Source organism: Streptomyces sp. NPDC006309, from assembly GCF_040613095.1.
In the GTDB taxonomy this organism is placed as follows: domain Bacteria; phylum Actinomycetota; class Actinomycetes; order Streptomycetales; family Streptomycetaceae; genus Streptomyces.
In genome coordinates this window covers 287,069-309,906 of sequence record NZ_JBEXRO010000002.1, presented here as the reverse complement: position 1 = coordinate 309,906, position 22,838 = coordinate 287,069, and the positions used below count along the sequence as shown (strand labels likewise).

At 69.1% G+C, this 22,838-nt stretch carries 14 protein-coding genes; 10 read left to right on the top strand and 4 right to left on the bottom strand.

Annotated elements, in window-relative coordinates:
• Positions 1 to 42: 42 nt before the first annotated feature.
• The 3 genes from ABZ117_RS03895 to ABZ117_RS03885 all read left to right on the top strand — a co-directional run bounded on the left by ABZ117_RS03895 (position 43) and on the right by ABZ117_RS03885 (position 1,911).
• Entirely contained in the window at positions 43 to 360 is a 318-nt protein-coding gene (locus ABZ117_RS03895; protein ID WP_356817090.1) for a hypothetical protein, read from the top strand.
• Positions 357 to 998, top strand: a complete 642-nt coding sequence (locus ABZ117_RS03890; protein WP_356817088.1) for an NAD(P)-binding domain-containing protein — start codon at positions 357 to 359, stop codon at positions 996 to 998. The genes ABZ117_RS03895 and ABZ117_RS03890 overlap by 4 nt, the downstream gene beginning before the upstream one ends.
• 346 nt (positions 999 to 1,344) lie before the next feature.
• Positions 1,345 to 1,911 (top strand): YetF domain-containing protein, encoded by a 567-nt coding sequence (locus ABZ117_RS03885; RefSeq protein WP_356817086.1) that lies wholly within the window; start codon positions 1,345 to 1,347, stop codon positions 1,909 to 1,911.
• Between the two features lie 261 nt (positions 1,912 to 2,172).
• Here the strand turns inward: ABZ117_RS03885 and ABZ117_RS03880 are convergent, their stop codons facing one another.
• Positions 2,173 to 2,643, bottom strand: coding sequence for a hypothetical protein (locus ABZ117_RS03880; RefSeq protein ID WP_356817085.1), 471 nt, complete (start codon positions 2,641 to 2,643; stop codon positions 2,173 to 2,175).
• A 383-nt stretch (positions 2,644 to 3,026) separates the two neighbouring features.
• Between ABZ117_RS03880 and ABZ117_RS03875 the strand changes: the two genes are divergently transcribed.
• On the top strand, positions 3,027 to 3,959 hold the full coding sequence (locus ABZ117_RS03875) for a hypothetical protein (protein WP_356817082.1): 933 nt from the start codon (positions 3,027 to 3,029) through the stop codon (positions 3,957 to 3,959).
• Between the two features lie 178 nt (positions 3,960 to 4,137).
• Here the strand turns inward: ABZ117_RS03875 and ABZ117_RS03870 are convergent, their stop codons facing one another.
• A complete protein-coding gene (locus ABZ117_RS03870) occupies positions 4,138 to 5,667 on the bottom strand; it encodes a UDP-N-acetylglucosamine 1-carboxyvinyltransferase (protein WP_356817080.1) in 1,530 nt (509 codons plus the stop codon).
• A gap of 501 nt (positions 5,668 to 6,168) precedes the next feature.
• Between ABZ117_RS03870 and ABZ117_RS03865 the strand changes: the two genes are divergently transcribed.
• Positions 6,169 to 8,964 (top strand): aconitate hydratase, encoded by a 2,796-nt coding sequence (locus ABZ117_RS03865; protein ID WP_356817078.1) that lies wholly within the window; start codon positions 6,169 to 6,171, stop codon positions 8,962 to 8,964.
• Positions 8,965 to 9,035: 71 nt separating this feature from the next.
• Here ABZ117_RS03865 and ABZ117_RS03860 read toward each other — a convergent pair whose 3' ends face one another.
• Together ABZ117_RS03860 and ABZ117_RS03855 are read right to left on the bottom strand one after the other, a co-directional pair.
• On the bottom strand, positions 9,036 to 11,747 hold the full coding sequence (locus ABZ117_RS03860) for a SpoIIE family protein phosphatase (RefSeq protein WP_356817077.1): 2,712 nt from the start codon (positions 11,745 to 11,747) through the stop codon (positions 9,036 to 9,038).
• Positions 11,748 to 12,444: 697 nt separating this feature from the next.
• Positions 12,445 to 16,248 carry a GH92 family glycosyl hydrolase gene (locus ABZ117_RS03855; RefSeq protein WP_356817076.1) on the bottom strand — a complete coding sequence of 1,268 codons (3,804 nt, stop codon included), beginning with the start codon at positions 16,246 to 16,248 and terminating at the stop codon, positions 12,445 to 12,447.
• Between the two features lie 383 nt (positions 16,249 to 16,631).
• On the opposite strand from ABZ117_RS03855, the gene ngcE reads away from it, so the two are divergent.
• The 5 genes from ngcE to ABZ117_RS03830 all read left to right on the top strand — a co-directional run bounded on the left by ngcE (position 16,632) and on the right by ABZ117_RS03830 (position 22,701).
• Positions 16,632 to 18,080 (top strand): N-acetylglucosamine/diacetylchitobiose ABC transporter substrate-binding protein, encoded by a 1,449-nt coding sequence (gene ngcE, locus ABZ117_RS03850; protein ID WP_356817075.1) that lies wholly within the window; start codon positions 16,632 to 16,634, stop codon positions 18,078 to 18,080.
• A 123-nt stretch (positions 18,081 to 18,203) separates the two neighbouring features.
• On the top strand, positions 18,204 to 19,139 hold the full coding sequence (locus ABZ117_RS03845; RefSeq protein ID WP_356817073.1) for a sugar ABC transporter permease: 936 nt from the start codon (positions 18,204 to 18,206) through the stop codon (positions 19,137 to 19,139).
• Between the two features lie 15 nt (positions 19,140 to 19,154).
• Positions 19,155 to 20,078, top strand: a complete 924-nt coding sequence (locus ABZ117_RS03840) for a carbohydrate ABC transporter permease (protein WP_356817071.1) — start codon at positions 19,155 to 19,157, stop codon at positions 20,076 to 20,078.
• A gap of 186 nt (positions 20,079 to 20,264) precedes the next feature.
• A complete protein-coding gene (locus tag ABZ117_RS03835) occupies positions 20,265 to 21,464 on the top strand; it encodes an ROK family transcriptional regulator (RefSeq protein ID WP_356817069.1) in 1,200 nt (399 codons plus the stop codon).
• Positions 21,465 to 21,585: 121 nt separating this feature from the next.
• Entirely contained in the window at positions 21,586 to 22,701 is a 1,116-nt protein-coding gene (locus tag ABZ117_RS03830; RefSeq protein WP_356817068.1) for a substrate-binding domain-containing protein, read from the top strand.
• Positions 22,702 to 22,838 lie beyond the last annotated feature (137 nt).

Below are 22,838 nucleotides of genomic sequence, written 5' to 3'. Positions count from 1 at the left end.
GTACGGTGATCGGTGTAACTCCCGAGCTGGAAGCGGCAGTTGATGACTGACGTGAGGAGTGACATCGAGGCCGGGGGCGCCGCTGTGGGGGCAACGAGTACTGCGGATGACGGGCTGGTCGCCGAGCTGGCGGCCCGGGCTCAGGCCGGTGGTGTGAAGCTCACCGGGGAGGGCGGCCCGCTGGAGCAGCTGATGCCGATGTTCGAGGATCTCATCGTCGCCTGCAAGGGCGCCTGCTTCCGGCAGAGCTCCAGGACGGACCACCGCGGCTACCTCGGACAGCGGCAGGCGATGGCGCGGTCCGCCCGCGGATGTGAGCGTGGAACGAGACACGTCACCTCACCCGGGAGCAGCAAGTGATCATCAGCATCGTCGGGGCTGGGAACATGGCCCGTGGCATCGGTACACGGGCGCTGTCGGGTGGTCACTCTCTCCGGCTGCACGATCGCAACCAGGACAAGGCCGAGGAACTGGCCGTAGCCCTGTCCGGGGCGGCAGGCGGGGCGGACGTGCAGGCGCACGGCGTGGAAGGCGCGGCAGCAGCGGATGTCGTGGTGCTTGCCCTCCCCTACCCTGCCGGGCGGGAAGTGGCCGGTTCGCTCGGCGCCGCACTGTCCGGCAAAGTCGTGGTCGACATCTCCAACCCCGTGGATTTCAGCACCTTCGACTCGCTGACGGTACCGCCCGGCACCTCGGCAGCCGAGGAGATCGCAACGACCGTAGAGAACGCACGCGTCGTCAAGGCTTTCAACACGACGTTCGCCGGCCCCCTTGTTGCGGGTGAAGTAGCCGGCCGGCCACTGGACGTCTTCATCGCAGGTGATGACGACGCAGCCAAGGAGACCGTGGCCTCGATCGTCACCTCAGGCGGCATGCGCCCGCTCGACGTCGGGCCGCTGCGCCGGGCACGAGAACTCGAAGCGTTCCAGTTCCTTCACATGGCATGCCAGGAGCGGCTCGGCCTCGCCTGGTCCAGCGCCATCGCCATCCTGCCCTAGCTACCCGCTGCCCCAGCAGCCCACGGCGATCCGCGATCTGAGCTGGTGCCCGGATCACGTACGAGAACTCCACCGCCCCTACCAGCGGCCGGTGCCGTTGCGTTCCTCGATGCCTCGTTCGGTGTACATGCCGTTGCGGCAGGATTTCCATCGGCCGTGCGCACCCATCATCAGCCGGTACTGGCTGAGGGCAGCCAGTCATCGCCCCTCTCGGACATATCCACGTCCCTGGCGAGCATCGCCAGTGAACCGGAGCGCCGTTCGGCGTGGTGCAGACGGGAGGCGACGATATCTGGGTCAACACTAAGGAATCCACTCGTACCGACGCCGAGAGGCAGCCTGGCCCATGTGGCACGACATGATGACCATGGGAATCCCCGTCGCGGAGAAGATCCTGCGGACGCTGTTGGTGTACCTGGTGATCCTCGTGCTCTTTCGGCTCACCGGAAAACGGGGACTCGCGTCGATGAACACCTTGGATCTCGTCGTGATCTTCCTGCTGTCGAACGTCGTCCAGAACGCTGTCATCGGCGAGGACCAGAGCCTGCTGGGTGGGGCCATCGGCGCCACCACTCTGGTGACCGTCAACGCGCTGTTGAACCGGTGGCTGGCCGTCGACGAACACGCCGCTCGCCTGCTGGAGGGGTCAGCGACCACCATCATCAGGGACGGCAGCGTCGAGACCAGCGCGATGCGGCGCCTCGGCCTGCGGCTCGGAGAGGTCAGCCAGGCGGTTCGGATGCAGACGGGCGGCAGTATCAGCGGTGTCGAACGGGGAAGTCTCGAGCCGGACGGACGGTTCCTCATCGTCGAAATGCCGTCCGAAAGACACGCGACACGCGGTGACATCCACCGTCTGGAACAGCGCTTCGCGGCCCTCGAGGACGCTGTACGGGCTCGTGGGGACGAGTGAGCCGGTCGCCATGACACGACGTCCGCGGCAACAGTGGGGGCGCTCCCGCCCGGCGACCGCACCGAGACCTTGCACACCGATACGCCTCGCGGCGGGACCCTGGTCTCCCAGCCCTCGTGGGCGCGACCCGTAGTCCTCTCGCCAGATGGCCGGCGCGGCGCATCTTCGCGCGGCGGCGTCCAGCGCGGCGACGGCGGCCGGTCCGCACTGGCCGCGCGGCACCGTGGCCGCACCGATCAGGCTCGTCCAAAACTGCGTGGATCACGGTCGTCGATCCTCCTCCGCGGCCACGACGGCGTACGTGATCAGGCCGTAGACGAGGTGGGGAACGATGTCCGAGACCCAGTCCTGGGCGGACCAGGTGGTGGGGTCGCTGATCTTGAGGCGGGCGAGCGGCAGGTCGGTCGCGGCCATGGCCAGGGTCCCGGTGAGCAGACCGCCGAGCCACAGGGGCATGCGGGCCCCGGCCCTGCGCGCCAGAGATACGGCGACGCCGGTGGTGCAGCCGACCGCGATGCCCGACAGTGCCCCCAGACCTGAGAGCCGGTTGTCACGGGTGTCGCCGGAGCCGGGCACCGGGTGCCCGCTCTTGGTGGTGATCTTGTCCACGGCGTCCGCAGGGGTGTCACTGGAGGGCCTTCCGCGCACTGCCATGTCGGCGTAGGTGATCGCGTTGAGGGCGGTGGTGCCGACAGCCCCCGCTGCGCAACCGCGCAGGATGCTGTGAGTCATACGGACCGGGTCTCACAAGGCCGGCAGGCGAAACACGAGGCCGGGACTCCTCGGGCAGAAACGCCGCAACGTGACGGGTTACGTGCGAGTGATCGCAGGAGGGCGACGTGCCAGCCGTACCGTCGGGGAGCCGTACGAGATCCGCCACGGCGAGCAGATCGTGGTGATCACCGAAGTCGGTGCGGGCCTCAGGTCCTATACGGCTGGGTCGGGGCGGGGCATCGACGGATACGCCCGCGACGAGATGTGCACGGGGCCCGCGGTCACTCCATGATTCCCTGGCCGAACCGCGTACGCGGTGGCGCCTATGAGTGGGCGGGGACCCAATTGCGACTGGACCTTCCGTAACCGGAGTTCCGCGGTGCCATCTACGGCCTGACCCGGTGGGCCTCCTGGCGTTGCCTGGAAGCGCCGAACCAACTCAGCCTCCTTCGGGCACACCTTGTTCGCCCAGCCCGGGTGCCCAGTACGGCAAATGCACCCGCTACCGCGTCAAGGGCATAGCCGGTGTCGAGGACCGTTCCATCGACTCGCTCCAGGACGCCAATACCTGGCTCGCCCAGGCCCAGACCGACGCAGGCCGAGGCGAGTTCGTCGATCCGCGTGATGGGGCCGTCTCCCTCAACGACTACATCGCGACGCACTGGTGGCCGACCCAGAGCGGCGACCCCTCCACGATCGGTGCTCGGCCGCTCAACGCCATCGGCACGGAAGTCCTGCGTCACTGGAAGAAGCGGCTGGAGAAGACCTCGGTCGACCTCGATCCGTCTGGGCTGGGCGACGCTCTCAAGGCCGCGGTCGAGGACCGTCGCCTCGGACGCAACCCATGCCGCTCCAGTACGGTCGGCCCTCCGGCCGCCGCACCCGGCAAGGGCGAAGCGTGGCCGCTCGAACGGGCCCTGGCGGTACGGGAAGCCCTGCCGGACCGCTACCGGCTCCTCGTGATCGGAGCAGGTCTCGGGTTCCGCCAAGGGGAGGCGCTCGGGCTTCATGTCCGGCGGCAGGTCAAGATGGTGCGCTCGAAGCTGTGTTTCCGGCTCCCCAAGGGGCGCAAGGACGTGCCCTCGCCGCCCAGCGTGGCCCGAGCCATCCGGCAGCACATGGCGCAGTTCGCGCGATTACTGGTACAGCACCCTGGCTTCCACGCCCTGCGTCACTTCTTCGCCTTGGAGGAACTGGAGGCCGGCGAATCGGTCGTCTCCCTGGCACGCTGGCTGGGGCACTCTGACCCCGGGTTCACGCTGCGGAAGTACTCCCATTTCCTGCCCCGCGCCGACGCACGGGGAAGTGCCGCCTTCGACGCGATCTTCGCGTAGCCGTAGCCGTAGCCGTAGCCGTAGCCGTACCCGGTCGGCAGAGACCTGTGGAGCGTGGCTCGCGGTCTGCCGCGGGCCCGAAGTCCCAGAGCAGTCCCAGAGAAGTCCCAGAGATGCCGCCGCACCTTTCCTGACCGGCTGAACAGAGGTCAGGACAAGGCGCGGCGGCATCGTCGTATCAGATGTCCCGGAAGGTTTCGATCTGCGCCCCGATCGAGTTCAGGCGTTCGGCGAGGTCCTCGTAACCGCGGTTGATGACGTACACGTTGCGCAGTACCGACGTGCCCTCGGCCGCCATCATGGCCAGCAGGACGACCACGGCCGGGCGCAGTGCGGGCGGGCACATCATCTCGGCGGCGCGCCAGCGGGTCGGGCCCTCGACCAGTACCCGGTGGGGGTCCAGGAGTTGGAGCCGGCCGCCCAGGCGGTTGAGGTCGGTGAGGTAGATCGCGCGGTTGTCGTAGACCCAGTCGTGGATGAGGGTCTGGCCCGACGCGACCGCCGCGATGGCCGCGAAGAACGGGACGTTGTCGATGTTCAGGCCCGGGAACGGCATGGGGTGGATCTTGTCGATCGGGGCTTCGAGCTTGGAGGGGCGGACCGTGAGGTCCACCAGCCGGGTGCGGCCGTTGTCCGCGAAGTACTCGGGACTGCGGTCGTGGTCGAGGCCCATCTCCTCCAGGACCGCCAGCTCGATCTCCAGGAACTCGATCGGCACCCGGCGCACGGTCAGCTCCGACTCGGTCACCACGGCGGCGGCGAGCAGGCTCATCGCCTCTACCGGGTCCTCGGAGGGGGAGTAGTCGACATCGGTGTCGATGTTCGGCACGCCGTGCACGGTGAGCGTGGTGGTGCCGATGCCCTCGACCTTGACGCCCAGTGCCTCCAGGAAGAAGCACAGGTCCTGGACCATGTAGTTGGAGGACGCGTTGCGGATGACGGTGACGCCGTCGTGCCGGGCGGCGGCCAGCAGCGCGTTCTCGGTCACGGTGTCGCCGCGCTCGGTCAGCACGATCGGCCGGTCGGGGCGGACCGTGCGGTCCACCTGCGCGTGGTACTGGCCCTCGGTGGCCGCGATGTCCAGACCGAACCGGCGCAGCGCGATCATGTGCGGCTCGATGGTGCGGGTGCCCAGGTCGCAGCCGCCGGCGTAGGGCAGCTTGAAGTGGTCCACGCGGTGCAGCAGCGGGCCGAGGAACATGATGATCGAGCGGGTGCGGACGGCGGCCTCCGCGTCGATCGCCGCCATCTCCAGCTCGGCGGGCGGGGCGAGTTCCAGGTCGACGCCGTCGTTGATCCAGCGGGTGCGCACGCCGATGGAGTTGAGGACCTCCAGGAGGCGGTACACCTCCTCGATCCGCGCCACCCGGCGCAGCACCGTGCGCCCCTTGTTCAGCAGTGAGGCGCACAGCAGGGCCACGCACGCGTTCTTGCTGGTCTTGACGTCGATGGCGCCGGACAGCCGGCGCCCGCCGACCACGCGCAGATGCATCGGACCCGCGTAACCGAGCGACACGATCTCGCTGTCGAGGGCCTCGCCGATGCGGGCGATCATCTCAAGGCTGATGTTCTGGTTGCCGCGCTCGATGCGGTTGACCGCGCTCTGGCTGGTGCCGAGAGCCTCCGCGAGCTGCGACTGGGTCCAGCCCCGGTGCTGCCGGGCGTCGCGGATGAGCTTGCCGATGCGTACGAGGTAGTCGTCTGACATGAGGTTGAGGCTATCTCAGATATGAGATTGCGCCCGTCAGGGGGTCCGTTCGAGTGACGCCCTTTCGGGTGACCGTGGTGACGGCCCGTCAACGCCCCTGCTCAGCCTCGTAGCCTGACGCGACATCTGGCGTTCACGGGCAAATCGTATGGCTTCGGGAGAAAGCGCCTAATCAGGACATCCGCTCGGCGTCCGCGGAACCCTGTCCGCGCGGTAACGGGGAGCTGGGAAGCTGCCGCATTCCGATCTCCCCGCGCGCCCCCCTTCCGGAGGCGGTGGCCGCCGTGCGCGCCGGTCCGGGATGCGTGCCGGGCCGGGTTGGGCATGACCATCCGACGCCCATGTACTAGAGTTATCTCGACATCGAGATATCTGCCGAGGCGCACCGCGGTCGCCACGCCAGTAAGGGCCGCCTAACTTAGGTTTACCTTAGCGGATCGGCCCGGTCGGCGTGGCGGCAGGATTGACGGTGGTACGCGTACATCAATGAAGGAGACTGTCGTGTCGGCGAACAGCTTCGACGCCCGCAGCACGCTGCCGGTGGGCGACGAGTCGTACGAGATCTTCCGGCTGGACAAGGTGGAGGGCTCGGCCCGCCTGCCGTACAGCCTCAAGGTCCTGCTGGAGAACCTGCTCCGCACGGAGGACGGCGCGAACATCACCGCCGACCACATCCGCGCACTCGCCAACTGGGACTCCCAGGCCCAGCCCTCCCAGGAGATCCAGTTCACGCCGGCCCGCGTGATCATGCAGGACTTCACCGGCGTCCCCTGCGTGGTGGACCTCGCGACGATGCGTGAGGCCGTCAAGGAGCTGGGCGGCGACCCGGCCAAGATCAACCCGCTGGCGCCGGCCGAGCTGGTCATCGACCACTCCGTCATCGCCGACAAGTTCGGCACGAACGACGCCTTCAAGCAGAACGTCGAGCTGGAGTACGGCCGCAACAAGGAGCGCTACCAGTTCCTGCGCTGGGGCCAGACCGCGTTCGACGAGTTCAAGGTCGTACCGCCGGGCACCGGCATCGTCCACCAGGTGAACATCGAGCACCTGGCCCGCACGGTCATGGTCCGGGGCGGCCAGGCGTACCCGGACACCCTCGTCGGCACCGACTCGCACACCACCATGGTCAACGGTCTCGGTGTCCTCGGCTGGGGCGTCGGCGGCATCGAGGCCGAGGCCGCGATGCTCGGCCAGCCGGTCTCCATGCTGATCCCGCGCGTCGTCGGCTTCAAGCTGACCGGTGAGCTGCCCGCCGGCACCACCGCCACCGACCTCGTGCTCACCATCACCGAGATGCTGCGCAAGCACGGTGTGGTCGGCAAGTTCGTCGAGTTCTACGGCGAGGGCGTCTCCGCCACGTCGCTGGCCAACCGCGCCACCATCGGCAACATGTCGCCGGAGTTCGGCTCCACCGCCGCGATCTTCCCGATCGACGACGAGACCCTGAAGTACCTGCGCCTGACCGGCCGCGACGAGCAGCAGGTCGCGCTCGTCGAGGCCTACGCCAAGGAGCAGGGCCTCTGGCTGGACCCGCAGGCCGAGCCGGACTTCTCCGAGAAGCTCGAGCTGGACCTGTCCACGGTCGTGCCGTCCATCGCCGGCCCGAAGCGCCCGCAGGACCGCATCGTCCTCGCCGAGGCCGCCCAGCAGTTCGCCAAGGACGTCCTGAACTACGTCGAGGCGCCCGTCGGGCAGACGCCGGCCGCCTCCGGCTCCCCGGTCGACGAGGCCAGCGACGAGTCCTTCCCGGCCTCCGACGCCCCGGCCTACGGCCACCAGGAGAACGGCGCCGGCGCGCCGCGGCACGGCGAGGGCACCGGTGCCGTCCCGTCCAGCCCGGTCCAGGTGACCGCCCCCGACGGCACCACCTACGAGCTGGACCACGGTGCGGTGACGGTCGCGGCCATCACCTCCTGCACCAACACCTCCAACCCGTACGTCATGGTCGCCGCCGCCCTGGTGGCCAAGAAGGCGGTCGAGAAGGGCCTGACCCGCAAGCCGTGGGTCAAGACGACCCTCGCCCCGGGCTCGAAGGTCGTCACCGACTACTTCGACAAGGCGGGCCTGACCCCGTACCTGGACAAGGTCGGCTTCAACCTCGTCGGCTACGGCTGCACCACCTGCATCGGCAACTCCGGCCCGCTGCCGGAGGAGGTCTCCCAGGCCGTCAACGACCACGACCTCGCGGTCACCTCGGTCCTCTCCGGCAACCGGAACTTCGAGGGCCGCATCAACCCCGACGTCAAGATGAACTACCTGGCGTCCCCGCCGCTGGTCGTCGCGTACGCCCTCGCGGGCTCCATGAAGGTGGACATCACCCGTGACGTCCTCGGCACCGACCAGGACGGCAACCCGGTCTTCCTGAAGGACATCTGGCCCTCCGAGGCCGAGGTCAACGAGGTCGTCGCCAACGCCATCGGCGAGGACATGTTCAACAAGTCCTACCAGGACGTCTTCGCGGGCGACGCCCAGTGGCAGGCGCTGCCGATCCCGACCGGCAACACCTTCGAGTGGGACCCGCAGTCGACGTACGTCCGCAAGCCCCCGTACTTCGAGGGCATGACCATGGAGACCACCCCGGTCTCCGACATCACGGGCGCCCGCGTCCTGGCCAAGCTGGGCGACTCGGTCACCACCGACCACATCTCCCCGGCCGGTGCCATCAAGGCCGACACCCCGGCCGGCAAGTACCTCACCGAGCACGGTGTGGAGCGCCGCGACTTCAACAGCTACGGCTCCCGCCGCGGCAACCACGAGGTCATGATCCGCGGTACGTTCGCCAACATCCGCCTGCGCAACCAGATCGCGCCGGGCACCGAGGGCGGCTACACCCGCGACTTCACCCAGCCGGACGCCCCGGTGTCGTTCATCTACGACGCCTCGCGCAACTACATCGAGCAGGGCATCCCGCTGGTCGTCCTCGCGGGCAAGGAGTACGGCTCCGGCTCGTCCCGCGACTGGGCGGCCAAGGGCACCGCGCTGCTCGGTGTGAAGGCCGTCATCGCCGAGTCGTACGAGCGCATCCACCGCTCGAACCTCATCGGCATGGGCGTCCTGCCGCTCCAGTTCCCGGAGGGCCGGAACGCCGAGTCCCTCGGCCTGACCGGCGAGGAGTCCTTCTCCATCTCCGGTGTGACCGAGCTGAACGACGGCACCACGCCGCGCACCGTCAAGGTCACCACCGACACCGGTGTCGAGTTCGACGCGGTCGTCCGCATCGACACCCCCGGTGAGGCCGACTACTACCGCAACGGCGGCATCATGCAGTACGTGCTGCGCAGCCTGATCCGCAAGTAAGCGGCACGGCAGGCGGTCCAGGGCCGCATCCCCGACCCCGGGGATGCGGCCCTCGCCGTGCCCGGGCCCCCTCAGTCCGCGGGGAACGCCGAGAGGTCCGGCAGCGTCAGTTCGGCCCAGATCACCTTGCCGTGCGGGGTGTACCGGGTGCCCCAGCGCTCGGCCAGCTGGGAGACCAGGAACAGCCCCCGGCCTCCCTCGTCGGTCGTCGCCGCGTACCGCAGATGCGGCGAGGTGCTGCTGCCGTCGGCCACCTCGCAGATCAGCGTGCGGTCCCGGATCAGCCGCACATGGACGGGATCGGAGCCGTACCGGATGGCGTTGGTGATCAGCTCGCTCAGTACGAGTTCCATCCCGAAGCCCAGCTCCGACAGCCCCCACTCCTCCAGCCGGCCGGAGACGGCACCGCGCATCCTCGACACGGCGGCCGGGTCGCGCGGCACGTCCCAGTCGGCGACCTGCCCGGGCGGCAGCGCCCGGGTGCGGGCGACCAGCAGGGCCACGTCGTCCTTGGGGCGCTCGGGCAGCAGCTCCTCCAGCACCGCCCGGCAGCTCTCCTCCGGCGACCGGTCGGGGTGGCCAGCCAGTGCCCGGCGCAGCATCTCCAGGCCCACGTCCAGGTCACGCGAGCGGTCCTCGACCAGGCCGTCGGTGTACAGCACGAGCTGGCTGCCCTCGGCCAGCTCCAGCTCGGCCGTCTGGAACGGCATGCCGCCCAGGCCCAGTGGCGGGCCCGCCGGCAGGTCGGGGAAGACGACATGGCCGTCGGGGTGGACCAGCGCGGGCGCCGGATGCCCGGCCCGGGCCATGGCACAGTGCCGCGTCACGGGATCGTAGATCGCGTACAGACAGGTGGCGCCCACGATCTCCCCGGCCCGGTCCGCGCCGGCCTCGTCCTGGTCGATGCGGCTGACCAGGTCGTCCACGTGATGGAGCAGTTCGTCGGGCGGCAGGTCGAGGGTGGAGAAGTTGTGCACCGCGGTCCGCAGCCGGCCCATCGTCGCGGCGGCGTGCAGACCGTGCCCGACCACGTCACCGACGGCCAGCGCGACCCGGCCGCCCGGCAGTGGGATCACGTCGAACCAGTCACCGCTCACCCCGGACTGCGCCGGCAGATAGCGGTAGGCGACGTCCAGCGCGCCCTGCTCGGGCAGGGCGCGCGGCAGCAGACTGCGCTGGAGCGTGACCGCGAGGGCGTGCTCCCGGGTGAAGCGGCGGGCGTTGTCGATGCTGACCGCTGCCCGGGCCACCAGCTCGTCCGCAAGGGACAGCTCCTCGACGTCGAAGGCCTCCTGCTTGGCACGCCAGAAGTTGGCCATGCCCAGCACGACCCCGCGTGCCTGGATCGGGGCGGCGATCAGCGAGTGGATGCCGTAGTCCAGGATCTGCCGGGTCCGCTCCGGGTCCTGTGCCCGCCAGCCGTCGGCCGACGACAGGTCCGTCACCAGCTCGGAGCGTCCGGCGCCGTAGCCGCGGGCCTGCGGCGTGGACGGCAGGAAGTCGATCAGCCGGCCCTGCTCGTAGAGCGGGTGGTCGTCCCGGATGCCGCTCACCGCGACCCGCCGCATGTCCGTCGCCGCCAACATGGTGTCCCGCGCCGGAGCGGGTTCGTCCCCGTGCAGTACGGCGTCGGCCAGGTCCACGGTGACGAAGTCGGCGAAGCGGGGCACGGCGACCCGCGCCAGCTCGTCGGCCGTGCGGACCACGTCCAGGCTGCTGCCGATGCACAGCCCCGCGTCGTACAGCAGCTCCAGGCGCTCCCTGGCGGCCTCGGCGCGGCCCGACACCGCCTGGAGCTCGGTGGAGTCGCGCAGCGTCACGACGGTCCCGCCGGGGCCTCCCGCCCGGTCCGTGGGGCGCTGGTTGACCGCGAGCAGACGTCCCTTGGCGAAGTGCACCTCGTCACTGGCCTCGCGCCCGGAGGCGAGCAGCTCCACCGTCGCGGGGTCGAGGTCGGGCAGGTTCCGGACGGTCCGTCCCTCGCTGTCGGCCGGCAGCTCCAGCAGGCGTCTGGCCTCGTCGTTGACGAGCAGCAGCCGGCCGTCGGGGCCCACGATGAGCACGCCCTCGCGCACCGAGTGCAGGACCGTGTCGTGGTGCTCGTACATGCGGGTCATCTCGTCCGGAGCCAGGCTGTGGGTCTGGCGCCGCAGCCTGCGGCCCACCAGCGCCGTACCACCCGTCGACACCACGAGGGCGCCGGCGCCGGCGCCGAGGATGATCGGCAGCTGCCGGTCCAGCTCGCTGGTGACGTTCCTGACCTTCAGCCCGGCGGAGACCAGCGCGATCACCTTGCCACGGGCGTTCTCGACGGGCACGGTGGCCTGCACCTCGTGGCCCAGCGGACCGTGCACGCTCTCGGTGTACACCTTTCCGGCCAGGGAGGGCGCGATGGTGCCCACGAACCGCTTGCCGATCCGGCTGGGTATCGGATGGGTGTACCGGATGCCGTGCGTGTCCATGACCACGATGAAGTCGACACCGGCGGGCTTGCGCGCCGCCTCGGTGAGCGGCTGGAGGACCTTGGACGGATCAGGGCGTTCCAGTGCCTGTCGCAGGCCCGGAGCGTGGGCGAAGGTCTCGGCGACGGCGACGGACCGGCGCCTGGCCTCCGTGGTGGTGTCCCGCCGCGACTGGAGGACGAGGGCGAGGACGGCGCAGAGCACGAGCAGCACCACCAGCGCGACCTGGAGCAGGAAGACCTGTCCGGCGACGCTGCGGGGACTTTTGCCGATCACAGTGCGCCATGCGAGGCGTCTGAATCGGGCAGGTGCGTCCGACATGCGGCATGTGTAGCACTGGTGAATTGCGGCTGGCTATGGCCCGTCCACGAGATGGACGGTCCGTATACCGTCCCGGGACTCCTGACCCGGGACGGCATCTGCTCTCCAGCATCCACCCGCCGCGCCCGGGCGTCCAAACGGCCACCGGCGGGACGGAGCGGGCGGAGTGGGGCCGCGACCTGCCCGGAGGGGGCGGGGCGTGCGTGGCTCGTGCGCCGGCGTGGAGGCGCGACATCGTTGTCAGAAAGTTCGTACGTGACTCCACCGCCGCGACCACCAACGATGTCGACCCGCTTGACCGGTCCGGCCGGGTGAGGCGGGGGCGCGCCCGGCCGGACGCGGGCGCTCTTCCGTGGTACCGGTGCCCCACCGTCGACGGGCTGACGTTCACCTGGCCCGCCTCACCCGACGGCCGCCGAGGTCGTCGCCAGGAACGCGTACCGCGATGTCGCGGGCGCGGACAAGGACCCGGTCGCGACGTACGTGTTCGCCGCCAGGCCGTACCGGGTCCGGCGGGCAAGGCGATCCGAAGTGTCACGCTCCCGCGCGACGGCGACCTGCACGTGTTCACCCTCGCGACGGGCTGAGGCCCGCACACCGAGGCGGCCCGCCCCCGGATCCGGGGCGGGCCGCCTCCCTTCCACCGCCGTGCCGCGCGCCGTCCGGCGAACGGCCGGCCGCCGTACGCGCCGGCCGGTCAGGCCAGCAGCTCCACCTCCGCCAGGTCCGAGGCGCCGTCCAGGACCAGGCGGTACCTCGTGTACGTGCCGGGCGCGGCGATGGTGAAGGCGCGGGTCTGCCGGTCCCAGGCGAACGTCTCACCGGAGCGGTGGTCCAGGGTCCGCCAGGCCGTGCCGTCGGCGGAGCCCTGGAGGGTCCAGCCGGCCGGCGCCCTGGTGCGGTCCGCCGACGAGGTCAGGGTGTACTGCACCGGCTTCACGGCGCCCGGGACCGGCAGGTCCGCCGAGGTGAGCGTCGCGCTCGTCGCCGAGGTGTCGTCGAAGAGCGGGCCCTCGCCCTTCAGGACGTCCGACCGGGGCGCCGGGACCTTGTCGTCCCGGGTGACGGAGACCGGGGCCGCGTCCTTGCCCGTTCCCCACGTCGAGGGTTCGGCGCCCATGGAGAAGTCCAGCACCCCGCCCTTGGACAGCAGGGAGTGGGGGAGCGAGGTCGACGTCCAGGGGCGGCCGTCGAACGTGACGCCCTGGACGTAGACGTTCCTGGCGCTGTTGTGCGGCGCCCGGACCACCAGGTCCCGGCCGTTCTCCAGGTGCACCGTGACCTGCTTGAACAGCGGGGAGCCGATGGAGTACTCGCCACTGCCCATGACCAGCGGGTAGAAGCCGAGCGCGGAGAAGAGGTACCAGGCCGACTGCTCGCCGTTGTCCTCGTCGCCGTGGTAGCCCTGCCCGATCTCGCTGCCGGTGTAGAGCCGGGAGAGCGCCTCGCGCACGTGGGCCTGCGTCTTCCAGGGCTGGCCGGCCGCGTCGTACATGTAGAGCACGTGGTGCGCGACCTGGTTGGAGTGGCCGTACATGCCCATGCGGACGTCCCGGGCCTCGGTCATCTCGTGGATGACTCCGCCGTAGGAGCCGACGTAGTCCGGGGAGGCCGTCTCCGGGGTGGCGAAGTAGGTGTCGAGCTTGTCCGCGAGCCCGTCCCGGCCGCCGTAGAGGTTGGCCAGGCCCCGGCTGTCCTGCGGGGCGGTGAAGGCGTAGCCCCAGCCGTTGGTCTCCGTGTAGTCGTAGCCCCACACGCGCGGGTCGTACTCCGAGGACTTCACGCGCCAGTCGCCCCCGGTGTCCCGGCCCTGGAAGAAGCCGGCCCTGGCGTCGAACAGCTTGACGTAGTCCCGGGCCCGGTTGAGGAAGTACTCCGACTCCTCCCGGTAGCGTTTCCCGCCCGTCTTCCGGTAGAGCGCCTCGCCCATCTTCGCGATGCCGTAGTCGTTGACGTAGCCCTCCATCGCCCAGGACAGGCCCTCGTGCGTGTCGGTGCCGGTGTAGCCGAGGAAGGGTGAGGTGCTCATGCCCTTGCGGCCCACGCCCGGCATCGGCGGGACGACGGTGGCGTTCTTGACGGCCGCGTCGTACGCCGCCTCCGCGTCGAACTTCACGCCCTTGACGTAGGCGTCGGCGAACGCCACGTCCGAGGAGGTGCCGGTCATCAGGTCGGCGTAGCCGGGGGAGGACCAGCGGGACGTCCAGCCGCCGTCCTTGTACTGCTGCACGAACCCGTCGACCATCCGCCCCGCCTGGGAGGGCGTCAGGAACGAGTACGCCGGCCAGGTGGTGCGATAGGTGTCCCAGAAGCCGTTGTTGACGTACACCGTGCCGTCGACGATCTTCGCGCCGGTGTGCGTCGGGGTGTCCGGGCCCGGCATGGGGGAGAACGGGGAGGCGTACCGGTTCTTCCCGCCGGCCTTCTCGAAGCCGGAGTTGGGGTAGAGGTACAGCCGGTACAGCCCGGAGTACAGCGTGGTCAGCTGGTCCGGCGTCGCGCCCGCCACCTCGACCCTGCCCAGCAGCTTGTCCCAGACGCGCTGCGCCCGTGCCCTGACCGTGTCGAAGGACGCGCCGTCCGGTACCTCCTGGCGCAGATTGTCCTTCGCCTGGTCGACGCCGATGAGCGAGGTCGCGATCCGCAGGGTGACGGTGCGGTCGGCGCCCGCGTCGAAGCGCAGGAAGCCCTTCACCCCGCTCGCGCCGCCGTCCGTCACCGGCTTGTCGAACTCGCCGTACACGAACAGCCGGGTCGCGCCCGTGGACAGCCCCGACTTCACGTCCGAGTAACCGGTGAGGGTGCCGTGCTCCTTGTCGAGCGTCAGACCGGCCTGTTCGGTGACGTTGTCGAACAGCACGCTCGCGTCGTCACCGGGGTAGGTGAAGCGGAGGACGGCCGCATGGTCGGTCGGGGTCATCTCGGCCTTGAGGCCGTTGTCGAACCGGACGCCGTAGTAGTAGGGCCGCGCGGTCTCGTTCTCGTGCCGGAAGGGCAGTGCCCGCGCCTCGCGCCCGGTGTCCGGGGTGCCGGACGCGGCCGACGGCATCAGCTGGAAGGTCTGCCGGTCGCCCATCCACGGGCTCGGCTCGTGACTCGCGCTGAACGCCTGGATCGTCGGCAGGTTGTCGGCGTTGTTCGCACGTGCGTACTCGTACAGCCAGCTCAGCGAGGACGCGTTGGTGACCGGCGTCCAGAAGTTGAAGCCGTGCGGCAGGGCCGTCGCCGGGAAGTCGTTGCCGCGCGAGAAGCTGCCGCTGGAGTTGGTGCCGCGGGTGGTCAGGGCGTAGTCCGACAGGTGCGCCTTCGGCCGCTCCGGTGCCACGGGTCGCAGAGACACGTCGTCGATCCAGCCGCGGAACTTCGCCGGACCGGCGGGGGAGTCGTACGCCACCAGGATCCGGTCGACCGTCCGGCCCGCCGCCACCGCGCCGATCCGCGCGCTCACGTTGTTCCACTGGTTGACGTACAACGCCTTCGAGGCGCCCTGTCCGCGCGGCGAGAGCGGGAAGCCGTGCTGGTCCAGTGCTTTCAGATCGCTCAGATAGGTGCCGTCGGTGAAGGCCAGGTCGAGGGAGACGAAGGTGGCGTCGTAGTCGCGGTCGCCGTCGGCCATCGAGGGGAAGAGGCGGTACGACAGCAGGGTGTCGCGGCCGACCTTCACGTTCACGTCGAAGACCTTGTCGGAGGAGTACGCACGGCCGGCCGCCGTGTGCCGTCCGGCGTAGCGCAGGGCCCGCTTTCCGGTGAAACCGGCCCGCGCCTTGGCGGTCGGCGAGCCGCTCGGTCCCCGGTCGGTCAGGGCCAGCATGTCCTGCGGCACCGGCCCGCCCCCACCGCCGGTGGAGAACTGCACGTCGGCGAGCTGGAGGAGGTCAGGGGCACCGTTGTTCCGTGTCACCTCCAGCCGGAAGTGCCGGAACTCGGCCGGTTCGGCTAGGTCGTAGGACTTGGTCTGGAACCGTTCGGAGAACGCCTCGCCCGAACGGGTGTCGACGGTCTTCCAGTCCTTGCCGTCGGTGGAGCCCCGCAGGGTCCAGTCCGCGGGGTCCCGTTCGGCGTAGTCGTTGGCCGAGGTGAGGGCGTACGTCGTTATCCGGATGGGTTTGTCCAGGTCGAACTCCGCCCAGCCGGTGGGCTCGAAGGTCAGCCACTTGGTACCGGGCTCGCCGTCGACGAGGTTCTCCTTCACCTCGCCCGCGCCCGGGTTCTCGCCGCTCGCGCCGACCTCGGTGACATGGTCGGTGACATTGCCCGGGATGCCGGTGCTGTACCCGCCGTCGACGCCCGAGGCGCGCTTGCCGCCGTCCGGCCCGGTGTCGACGGTGTTCAGCCAGTCCGGCGCCGGATCCCCCGCCTCGAACGAGGACGCGAACTCCTGGTCGGCCGCCGCGGCCCTGGCCGGCAGGGCGACCGCCGCGCCCTGCGCGCTGACGGCCATGACAAAGGCGGCCGTGAGGACGGCCGCCGGGCCCCAGCTGTGCCGAGTTCTGAGCTGCATCTACGGAATTCCCCTCCCGCACCCTCTTCGGACAACGTTGTCAGTTACGGGGCGCAGAAACCAGTAGGTGGTCAAGTGGCCGGAGATGTCAAGGGTGTTGGCTGTGGCATTCAGGGCGTTATGCCGCTGGTTTTCCGGGCATGGCACGCGGCGGCTCCGGATATTTCCGCGAGGTCTCAACTCGGAAAAGACCCATGGCCACCTTGCGCTCGATCTTGCTCCGTCGGCGGGAAGTGGACTATACCTGTCGGCGCCCGGTACAGAATCGCACTCCCGGCAGCACGCGTACTCCGCACTTCCTGCACCACCCAGCTTGACCCGACCGCGGTGCCGGGCAGGATCCGGTTCACCGCCTGAGTCCTGGAGAAGGCGAGGACTTGAGCATGGCATCCACTTCTGAAGGGGACCACGGCAGCGCAGGTGTCGGCCGCCGCGCACTGATCAAGCGGTCCGCCGCGCTCGGCCTGGTCAGTGTCCCGGCGATGAGCTTCCTGTCCGCGTGCGCCAGCGGTGGCGGAGGCGGAGGTGACGGCGAGGGCACGGCCAAGGGGAAGACGTCGAAGGACAACCCCTTCGGCGCCAAGAAGGGCAGCAAACTCGACGTCGTCGTCTTCAAGGGCGGATACGGCGACGACTACGCCAAGGCGTGGGAGGCCGACTTCGCCGGCAAGCTCGGCATCACCTCCAGCCACACCGGCACCCAGGAGATCACCGGCAAGCTCCAGCCGCGCTTCAACGCGGGCAACCCGCCGGACATCGTGGACGACTCGGGCGCCCAGAAGATCAACATCGATGTCCTGTACAAGAACGGCCAGCTCCTCGACCTCGCCGAGGTCCTGGACGCGCCCTCGCTCGACGACCCGGCCCGCAAGGTCCGCGACACCCTGATCCCCGGCACGCTCGACCCGGGCATGCAGGAGGGCAAGATCGTCGCGCTGAACTACATCTACACGGTCTGGGGCCTGTGGTACTCCGGCAAGCTCTTCAAGGAGAAGGGCTGGCAGGCGCCGAAGACCTGGGACGACTTCCTCGCCATCTGCAAGGACGCGAAGTCGCAGGGCATCGGCGGCCTCGCCCACCAGGGCAAGTACCCGTACTACATCAACGTCGCCCTGATGGACCTGATCGCCAAGAAGGGCGGTCTGGACGCGATGAAGGCCATCGACAACCTGGACCCCAAGGCGTTCGTCGGCTCCGACGCCGCGCAGGCCGCCGTCGAGGCCGTCTACGAGGTCGTCGAGAAGGGCTATCTGATGCCCGGCACGAACGGCCTGACCCACACCGAGTCGCAGACCCGCTGGAACCAGTACAAGGCCGCGTTCATCACCTGCGGCTCCTGGCTGGAGAACGAGCAGCTCAAGCAGACGCCGACGGACTTCGACATGAAGTTCCTGCCCATGCCGCTGCTGTCGGGCAGCGCCCTGCCGTTCGAGGCGATCCGGGCCGGCTCGGGCGAACCCTTCGTCATCCCGTCGAAGGGCGGGAACCTGCCGGCCGCCAAGGAGTTCATGCGGCGCATGCTCTCCAAGGAGTGGTCGACGCTCTTCGCGAAGCAGGCCAACTCGCTCACCATCCTCAAGGACGGCGTCGACCCGGATGTGCGGCTGCGTCCGGGCACCCAGTCCACGGTCGAGGCGTCCAAGGCGGCCGGTGACCACACCTTCCGCTACCTGTACACCGAGTGGTACGGCGAGATGGGCACCGCCATCGAGGCCGCGTCCAACGAGCTGATGGCCCGACGCATCCAGCCGAAGGAGTGGCTGAAGCGTTGTCAGGCAGCGGTGGACAAGCAGGCCAAGGACCCCGCGTCGAAGAAGAACCACCGGGACTAGGTCCGCCGGGCCGCCTCCGGGGGGCGCGGGTGTGACTGCGGACGACGGCCCGTCGCGGCGTGTCGCGCAGTTCCCCGCGTTCCCTCCGGGGCGCCGGTGCGGGCCGGAATGTCAGGGGCAGGTATGCGCAAAGGGCAGTACCGGTTCGTCACGGGGTTTCTCCTCGTCCCCGTGGCGCTTTATCTGATCTTCGTGATCTGGCCGTACATCCAGACGATCGGCTATTCGCTGACCGACTGGAGGGGAGAGTCGCAGACCTTCCGCTTCGTCGGTCTGGACAATTACCGGGCGCTGTTCCAGGACGACATCTTCCTGGAGGCCGTCTGGCACAACATCCTCTTCCTGGTCTTCATCCCGGTGATCACGATTCTGCTCGCCCTGTTCTTCGCCTTCATGCTGAACGCGGGCGGGCGCAGCCGGGCCGGCGGGGTGCGGGGAGTCGCCGGAGCGACGTTCTACAAGATCCTCTACTTCTTCCCGCAGGTGCTGTCACTGGCGATCCTCGCGGTGCTCTTCAACGCCGTGTACCGCAGCGACGGCGGCGGCCTGCTCAACGGCCTGCTGATCAAGACCGGGCTGGTCGACGCCGACAACCCCGTGGAATGGCTCAACGAGCCGAACATGGTGCTCTGGGCGCTGATGCTGGTCGTGGTCTGGCACGGCGTCGGCTTCTACCTGGTGCTGTTCTCCGCCGCCATGCAGTCCGTCCCGCGGGACATCTACGAGGCCGCCCTGATCGACGGGGCGAGCCGCAACCAGTCCTTCTTCCGCATCACCCTGCCCCTGCTGTGGGACTCGGTGCAGACCGCCTGGGTCTACCTCGGCATCGTCGCCATGGACATGTTCGTCCTGGTGTCGGCCATGACCCAGAACATGGGCGCGTACGGCGGCGGCCCCGACCACCACAGCGACGTGATGTCGACGGTGATGATGCGCAACTTCCTCTACTACGGCAAGAGCGGCTACGCCTGCGCCATGGGCGTCGTCATGCTGCTGCTCACGCTGGTGCTGTCCGTGGTCACGCTGCGCGCCACCCGCCGCGAGCGCATCGAGTTCTGAGCGGAAGAGACGACGATGAGCACACCCATCAAGGAAACCGCCCCCGCGCCGGCCGCCCGGCCCGTCGCCGGCACCCCCCTGCGAGCCGGCGGCCGGCGCGGCGAGGGCGTGGTCCTGAACGCCTTCTCCCACGGCTTCCTCGCCCTGTGGGCCCTGCTGATCGTGCTGCCGCTGCTGTGGCTGGTGCTCAGCTCCTTCAAGACCGACACCCAGATCGGCGGCTCGGCCTTCGGCTGGCCCCGGCACTGGTCCCTGGACGTCTTCGCCCGCGCCTGGGACAAGGGCATCGGCGACTACTTCCTGAACACCGTGATCGTCCTGGTCTTCTCCGTACCGCTGACCATGCTCTTCGGGTCGATGGCCGCCTACGTCCTGGCCCGCTACCCGTTCCCGGGCAACCGGCTGCTCTACTACTTCTTCGTCGCCGGCGCGATGTTCCCGGTGTTCCTGGCCCTGGTCCCGCTGTTCTTCATGGTCAAGCGACTGGACATGCTGAACACCTACCAGGGGCTGGTCCTGGTCTACATCGCCTACTCGATGCCGTTCACGGTGTTCTTCATGCACGCCTTCTTCCGGACCCTGCCCACCGCGGTCTTCGAGGCGGCCGTTCTGGACGGCGCCTCGCACACCCGGACGTTCTTCCAGGTGATGCTGCCCATGGCGAAGCCGGGACTGATCAGCGTGGGGATCTTCAACACGCTGGGGCAGTGGAACCAGTTCATCCTGCCCACGGTCCTCATGCAGCCGCAGAGCGGTTCCGACCCCGAACGCTACGTTCTCACCCAGGGCCTGATCCAGCTGAACCAGCAGCAGGGATACGCCGCCGACCTGCCGGTTCTGTTCGCGGGTGTGACCATTGCCATGATCCCGATGCTGGTCGTGTACCTGTCCTTCCAGCGCCAGGTGCAGGCGGGGCTGACCTCGGCGACCCTCAAGTAACCGCACGCCGCGACCGTCCGCGCGCACGCCGCCCCGGGCTCCGGGGACGGCGCGTACGCGTGTGTCCGGATACCCGGAAACGGTTCAACCTCTTGACGGGAGTCACCCCGAACGGCTCAGCTTAGAGTTCACTAGTTGGACATACACGGGGCCTCATCGAAGCGGCCCCGCGCTCAGGAGGTCGTCGTGGAGACTCCAGGGTCGCAGTCATCACTGCACCGAGCCAACCTGGAGCGGGTCGTCCGGGCCGTGCGCCTGGCCGGGTCCCTCACGCAGGCGGAGATCGCGCGGACGACCGGTCTGTCGGCCGCGACCGTCTCCAATATCGTGCGGGAACTGAAGGACGGCGGAACCGTCGAGGTCACGCCCACGTCGGCGGGCGGGCGGCGGGCCCGCAGCGTCAGCCTGAGCGGGGACGCCGGCATCGTGATCGGCGTCGACTTCGGGCACACCCATCTGCGCGTCGCGATCGGGAACCTCGCCCACCAGGTGCTGGCCGAGGAGGCCGAGCCGCTGGACGTCGACGCCTCCGCCGACCAGGGCTTCGACCGGGCCGAACAGCTGGTCAGCCGGCTCGTCGCGGCCACCGGGGTGGACCGGTCCAAGGTGGCCGGCGTGGGACTCGGCGTGCCGGGTCCGATCGACGTGGAGTCCGGCACGCTGGGGTCCACCGCGATCCTGCCCGGCTGGGGCGGCACCAAGCCCGCCGAGGAGCTGCGCGAACGGCTGGGCGTGCCCGTGCACGTGGACAACGACGCCAACCTCGGCGCCCTCGGCGAGCTGGTCTGGGGCAGCGGCAAGGGCGTGCGCGACCTGGCCTACATCAAGGTCGCGAGCGGCGTCGGCGCCGGTCTGGTGATCGACGGGAAGATCTACCGCGGCCCCGGCGGCACGGCCGGCGAGATCGGGCACATCACCCTCGACGAGTCCGGCCCGGTCTGCCGCTGCGGCAACCGCGGCTGCCTGGAGACCTTCGCAGCGGCACGCTATGTGCTCCCGCTGCTCCAGCCGAGTCACGGCAGCGAGCTGACCATGGAGGGCGTCGTACGGCTGGCCAGGGACGGTGACCCGGGCTGCCGCCGGGTGGTCGCCGACGTGGGCCGCCACATCGGCAGCGGAGTGGCCAATCTCTGCAACCTGCTGAACCCGAGCCGGGTGGTCCTCGGCGGTGATCTCGCCGAGGCCGGTGAGCTGGTCCTCGGGCCCATCAGGGAGTCGGTCGGCCGCTACGCCATCCCCAGCGCGGCGCGCCAACTGTCCGTGCGCCCCGGGGCACTTGGCGGTCGTGCGGAAGTACTGGGAGCGCTCGCCCTGGCCCTCAGCGAGATGGGTGATTCGACCCTTTTGGAGGGGGCGTTCCACGTGGCGACCCCTGCCTTCACTTAGAGAACGGATGGCACCGTTGCCATCTCGTTAAGGATTTACTTCTTGACGTCGCACGTGTGGCCGAGTTGACTTCCAGCCACCTCGGCCGCAACGACGCGGCCTCGTCAGGGAGGTTTCTCAAGTGAACGCACGTATGCGTCGTGTCGCCGTTGCCGTCGCCGCCGGTGCCATGGCCGTCTCGTTGGCCGCCTGTGGCAGTGCCAAGGAATCCAAGGGTGGCAGCGACCACGCCAGCTCCGGCAAGAAGAAGGGCGACGCCATCACGGTGGGCCTGCTCCTTCCGGAGAACCAGACCGCGCGGTACGAAAAGTTCGACAAGCCCATCATCGAGAAGCAGGTCGCGGACCTGACGAACGGCAAGGGCAAGGTCGTCTACGCGAACGCCAAGCAGGACGCCACCACGCAGAACCAGCAGGTCGACACGATGGTGACCAACAACGTCGACGTGCTGATCGTGGACGCGGTGGACTCCAAGGCCATCGCCAGCTCGGTCAAGAAGGCCAAGGACGCCGGCATCCCGGTCATCGCCTACGACCGCCTGGCCGAGGGCCCGATCGACGCCTACACCTCCTTCGACAACGAAGCGGTCGGCCACACCCAGGGCAAGGCCCTGCTGAAGGCGCTGGGCGCCAAGGCCAAGCCCTCCGCCAAGATCGTCATGATGAACGGCGCGATCACCGACCCGAACGCCGCCTTCTTCAAGAAGGGCGCGCTGGCGGAGCTCAAGGGCAAGGTCGACATCGCCAAGTCGTACGACACCAAGGAGTGGAAGCCGGAGAACGCCAACGCCAACATGGAGGGCGCCATCTCCGCCCTCGGCAAGAAGAACATCGTGGGCGTCTACTCCGCCAACGACGGCATGGCCGGCGGTATCATCACCGCGCTCAAGGCCGCGGGCATCAACGTCCCGGTGACCGGCCAGGACGCCGAGCTGGCCGGTGTGCAGCGCATCGTCACGGGTGACCAGTACATGAGCGTGTACAAGTCCTACCCGCAGGAGGCCGCCGTGGCCGCTAAGATGGCCGTCGCGCTCGGCAAGGGCGAGAAGCTCGACTCCATCGCCACGAGCAAGGTCGACAGCGCGACCACGAAGCAGGTCCCCTCGGTCATCGTCCCGGTCGTCTCGCTGACCAAGGACAACATCAAGCAGACCGTCATCAAGGACGGCTTCTACACGATCAGCGACATCTGCACCGACAAGTACAAGTCGGCCTGCGCCAAGATCGGTCTGAAGTAAGCAGCCGCACGACGCTCACCCCACCCGCGAGGTCCCCGGAGAAAACCTCCGGCGGACGCGCGCGGTGACAAGCCCCTCCGGTGCCCCGCATCCACCAGCCCCGCAAAGCTAGGGCGGGGCGCCGGACGGACCCCCCT

Bases quoted from the DNA above. Each gene is read 5' to 3' on its own strand.
- ABZ117_RS03870 (WP_356817080.1), bottom strand. From the start codon at position 5,667: ATGTCAGACGACTACCTCGTACGCATCGGCAAGCTCATCCGCGACGCC.
- ABZ117_RS03885 (WP_356817086.1), top strand. From the start codon at position 1,345: ATGTGGCACGACATGATGACCATGGGAATCCCCGTCGCGGAGAAGATC.
- ABZ117_RS03895 (WP_356817090.1), top strand. From the start codon at position 43: ATGACTGACGTGAGGAGTGACATCGAGGCCGGGGGCGCCGCTGTGGGG.
- ABZ117_RS03860 (WP_356817077.1), bottom strand. From the start codon at position 11,747: ATGTCGGACGCACCTGCCCGATTCAGACGCCTCGCATGGCGCACTGTG.
- ngcE (WP_356817075.1), top strand. From the start codon at position 16,632: ATGGCATCCACTTCTGAAGGGGACCACGGCAGCGCAGGTGTCGGCCGC.
- ABZ117_RS03845 (WP_356817073.1), top strand. From the start codon at position 18,204: ATGCGCAAAGGGCAGTACCGGTTCGTCACGGGGTTTCTCCTCGTCCCC.
- ABZ117_RS03840 (WP_356817071.1), top strand. From the start codon at position 19,155: ATGAGCACACCCATCAAGGAAACCGCCCCCGCGCCGGCCGCCCGGCCC.
- ABZ117_RS03855 (WP_356817076.1), bottom strand. From the start codon at position 16,248: ATGCAGCTCAGAACTCGGCACAGCTGGGGCCCGGCGGCCGTCCTCACG.
- ABZ117_RS03880 (WP_356817085.1), bottom strand. From the start codon at position 2,643: ATGACTCACAGCATCCTGCGCGGTTGCGCAGCGGGGGCTGTCGGCACC.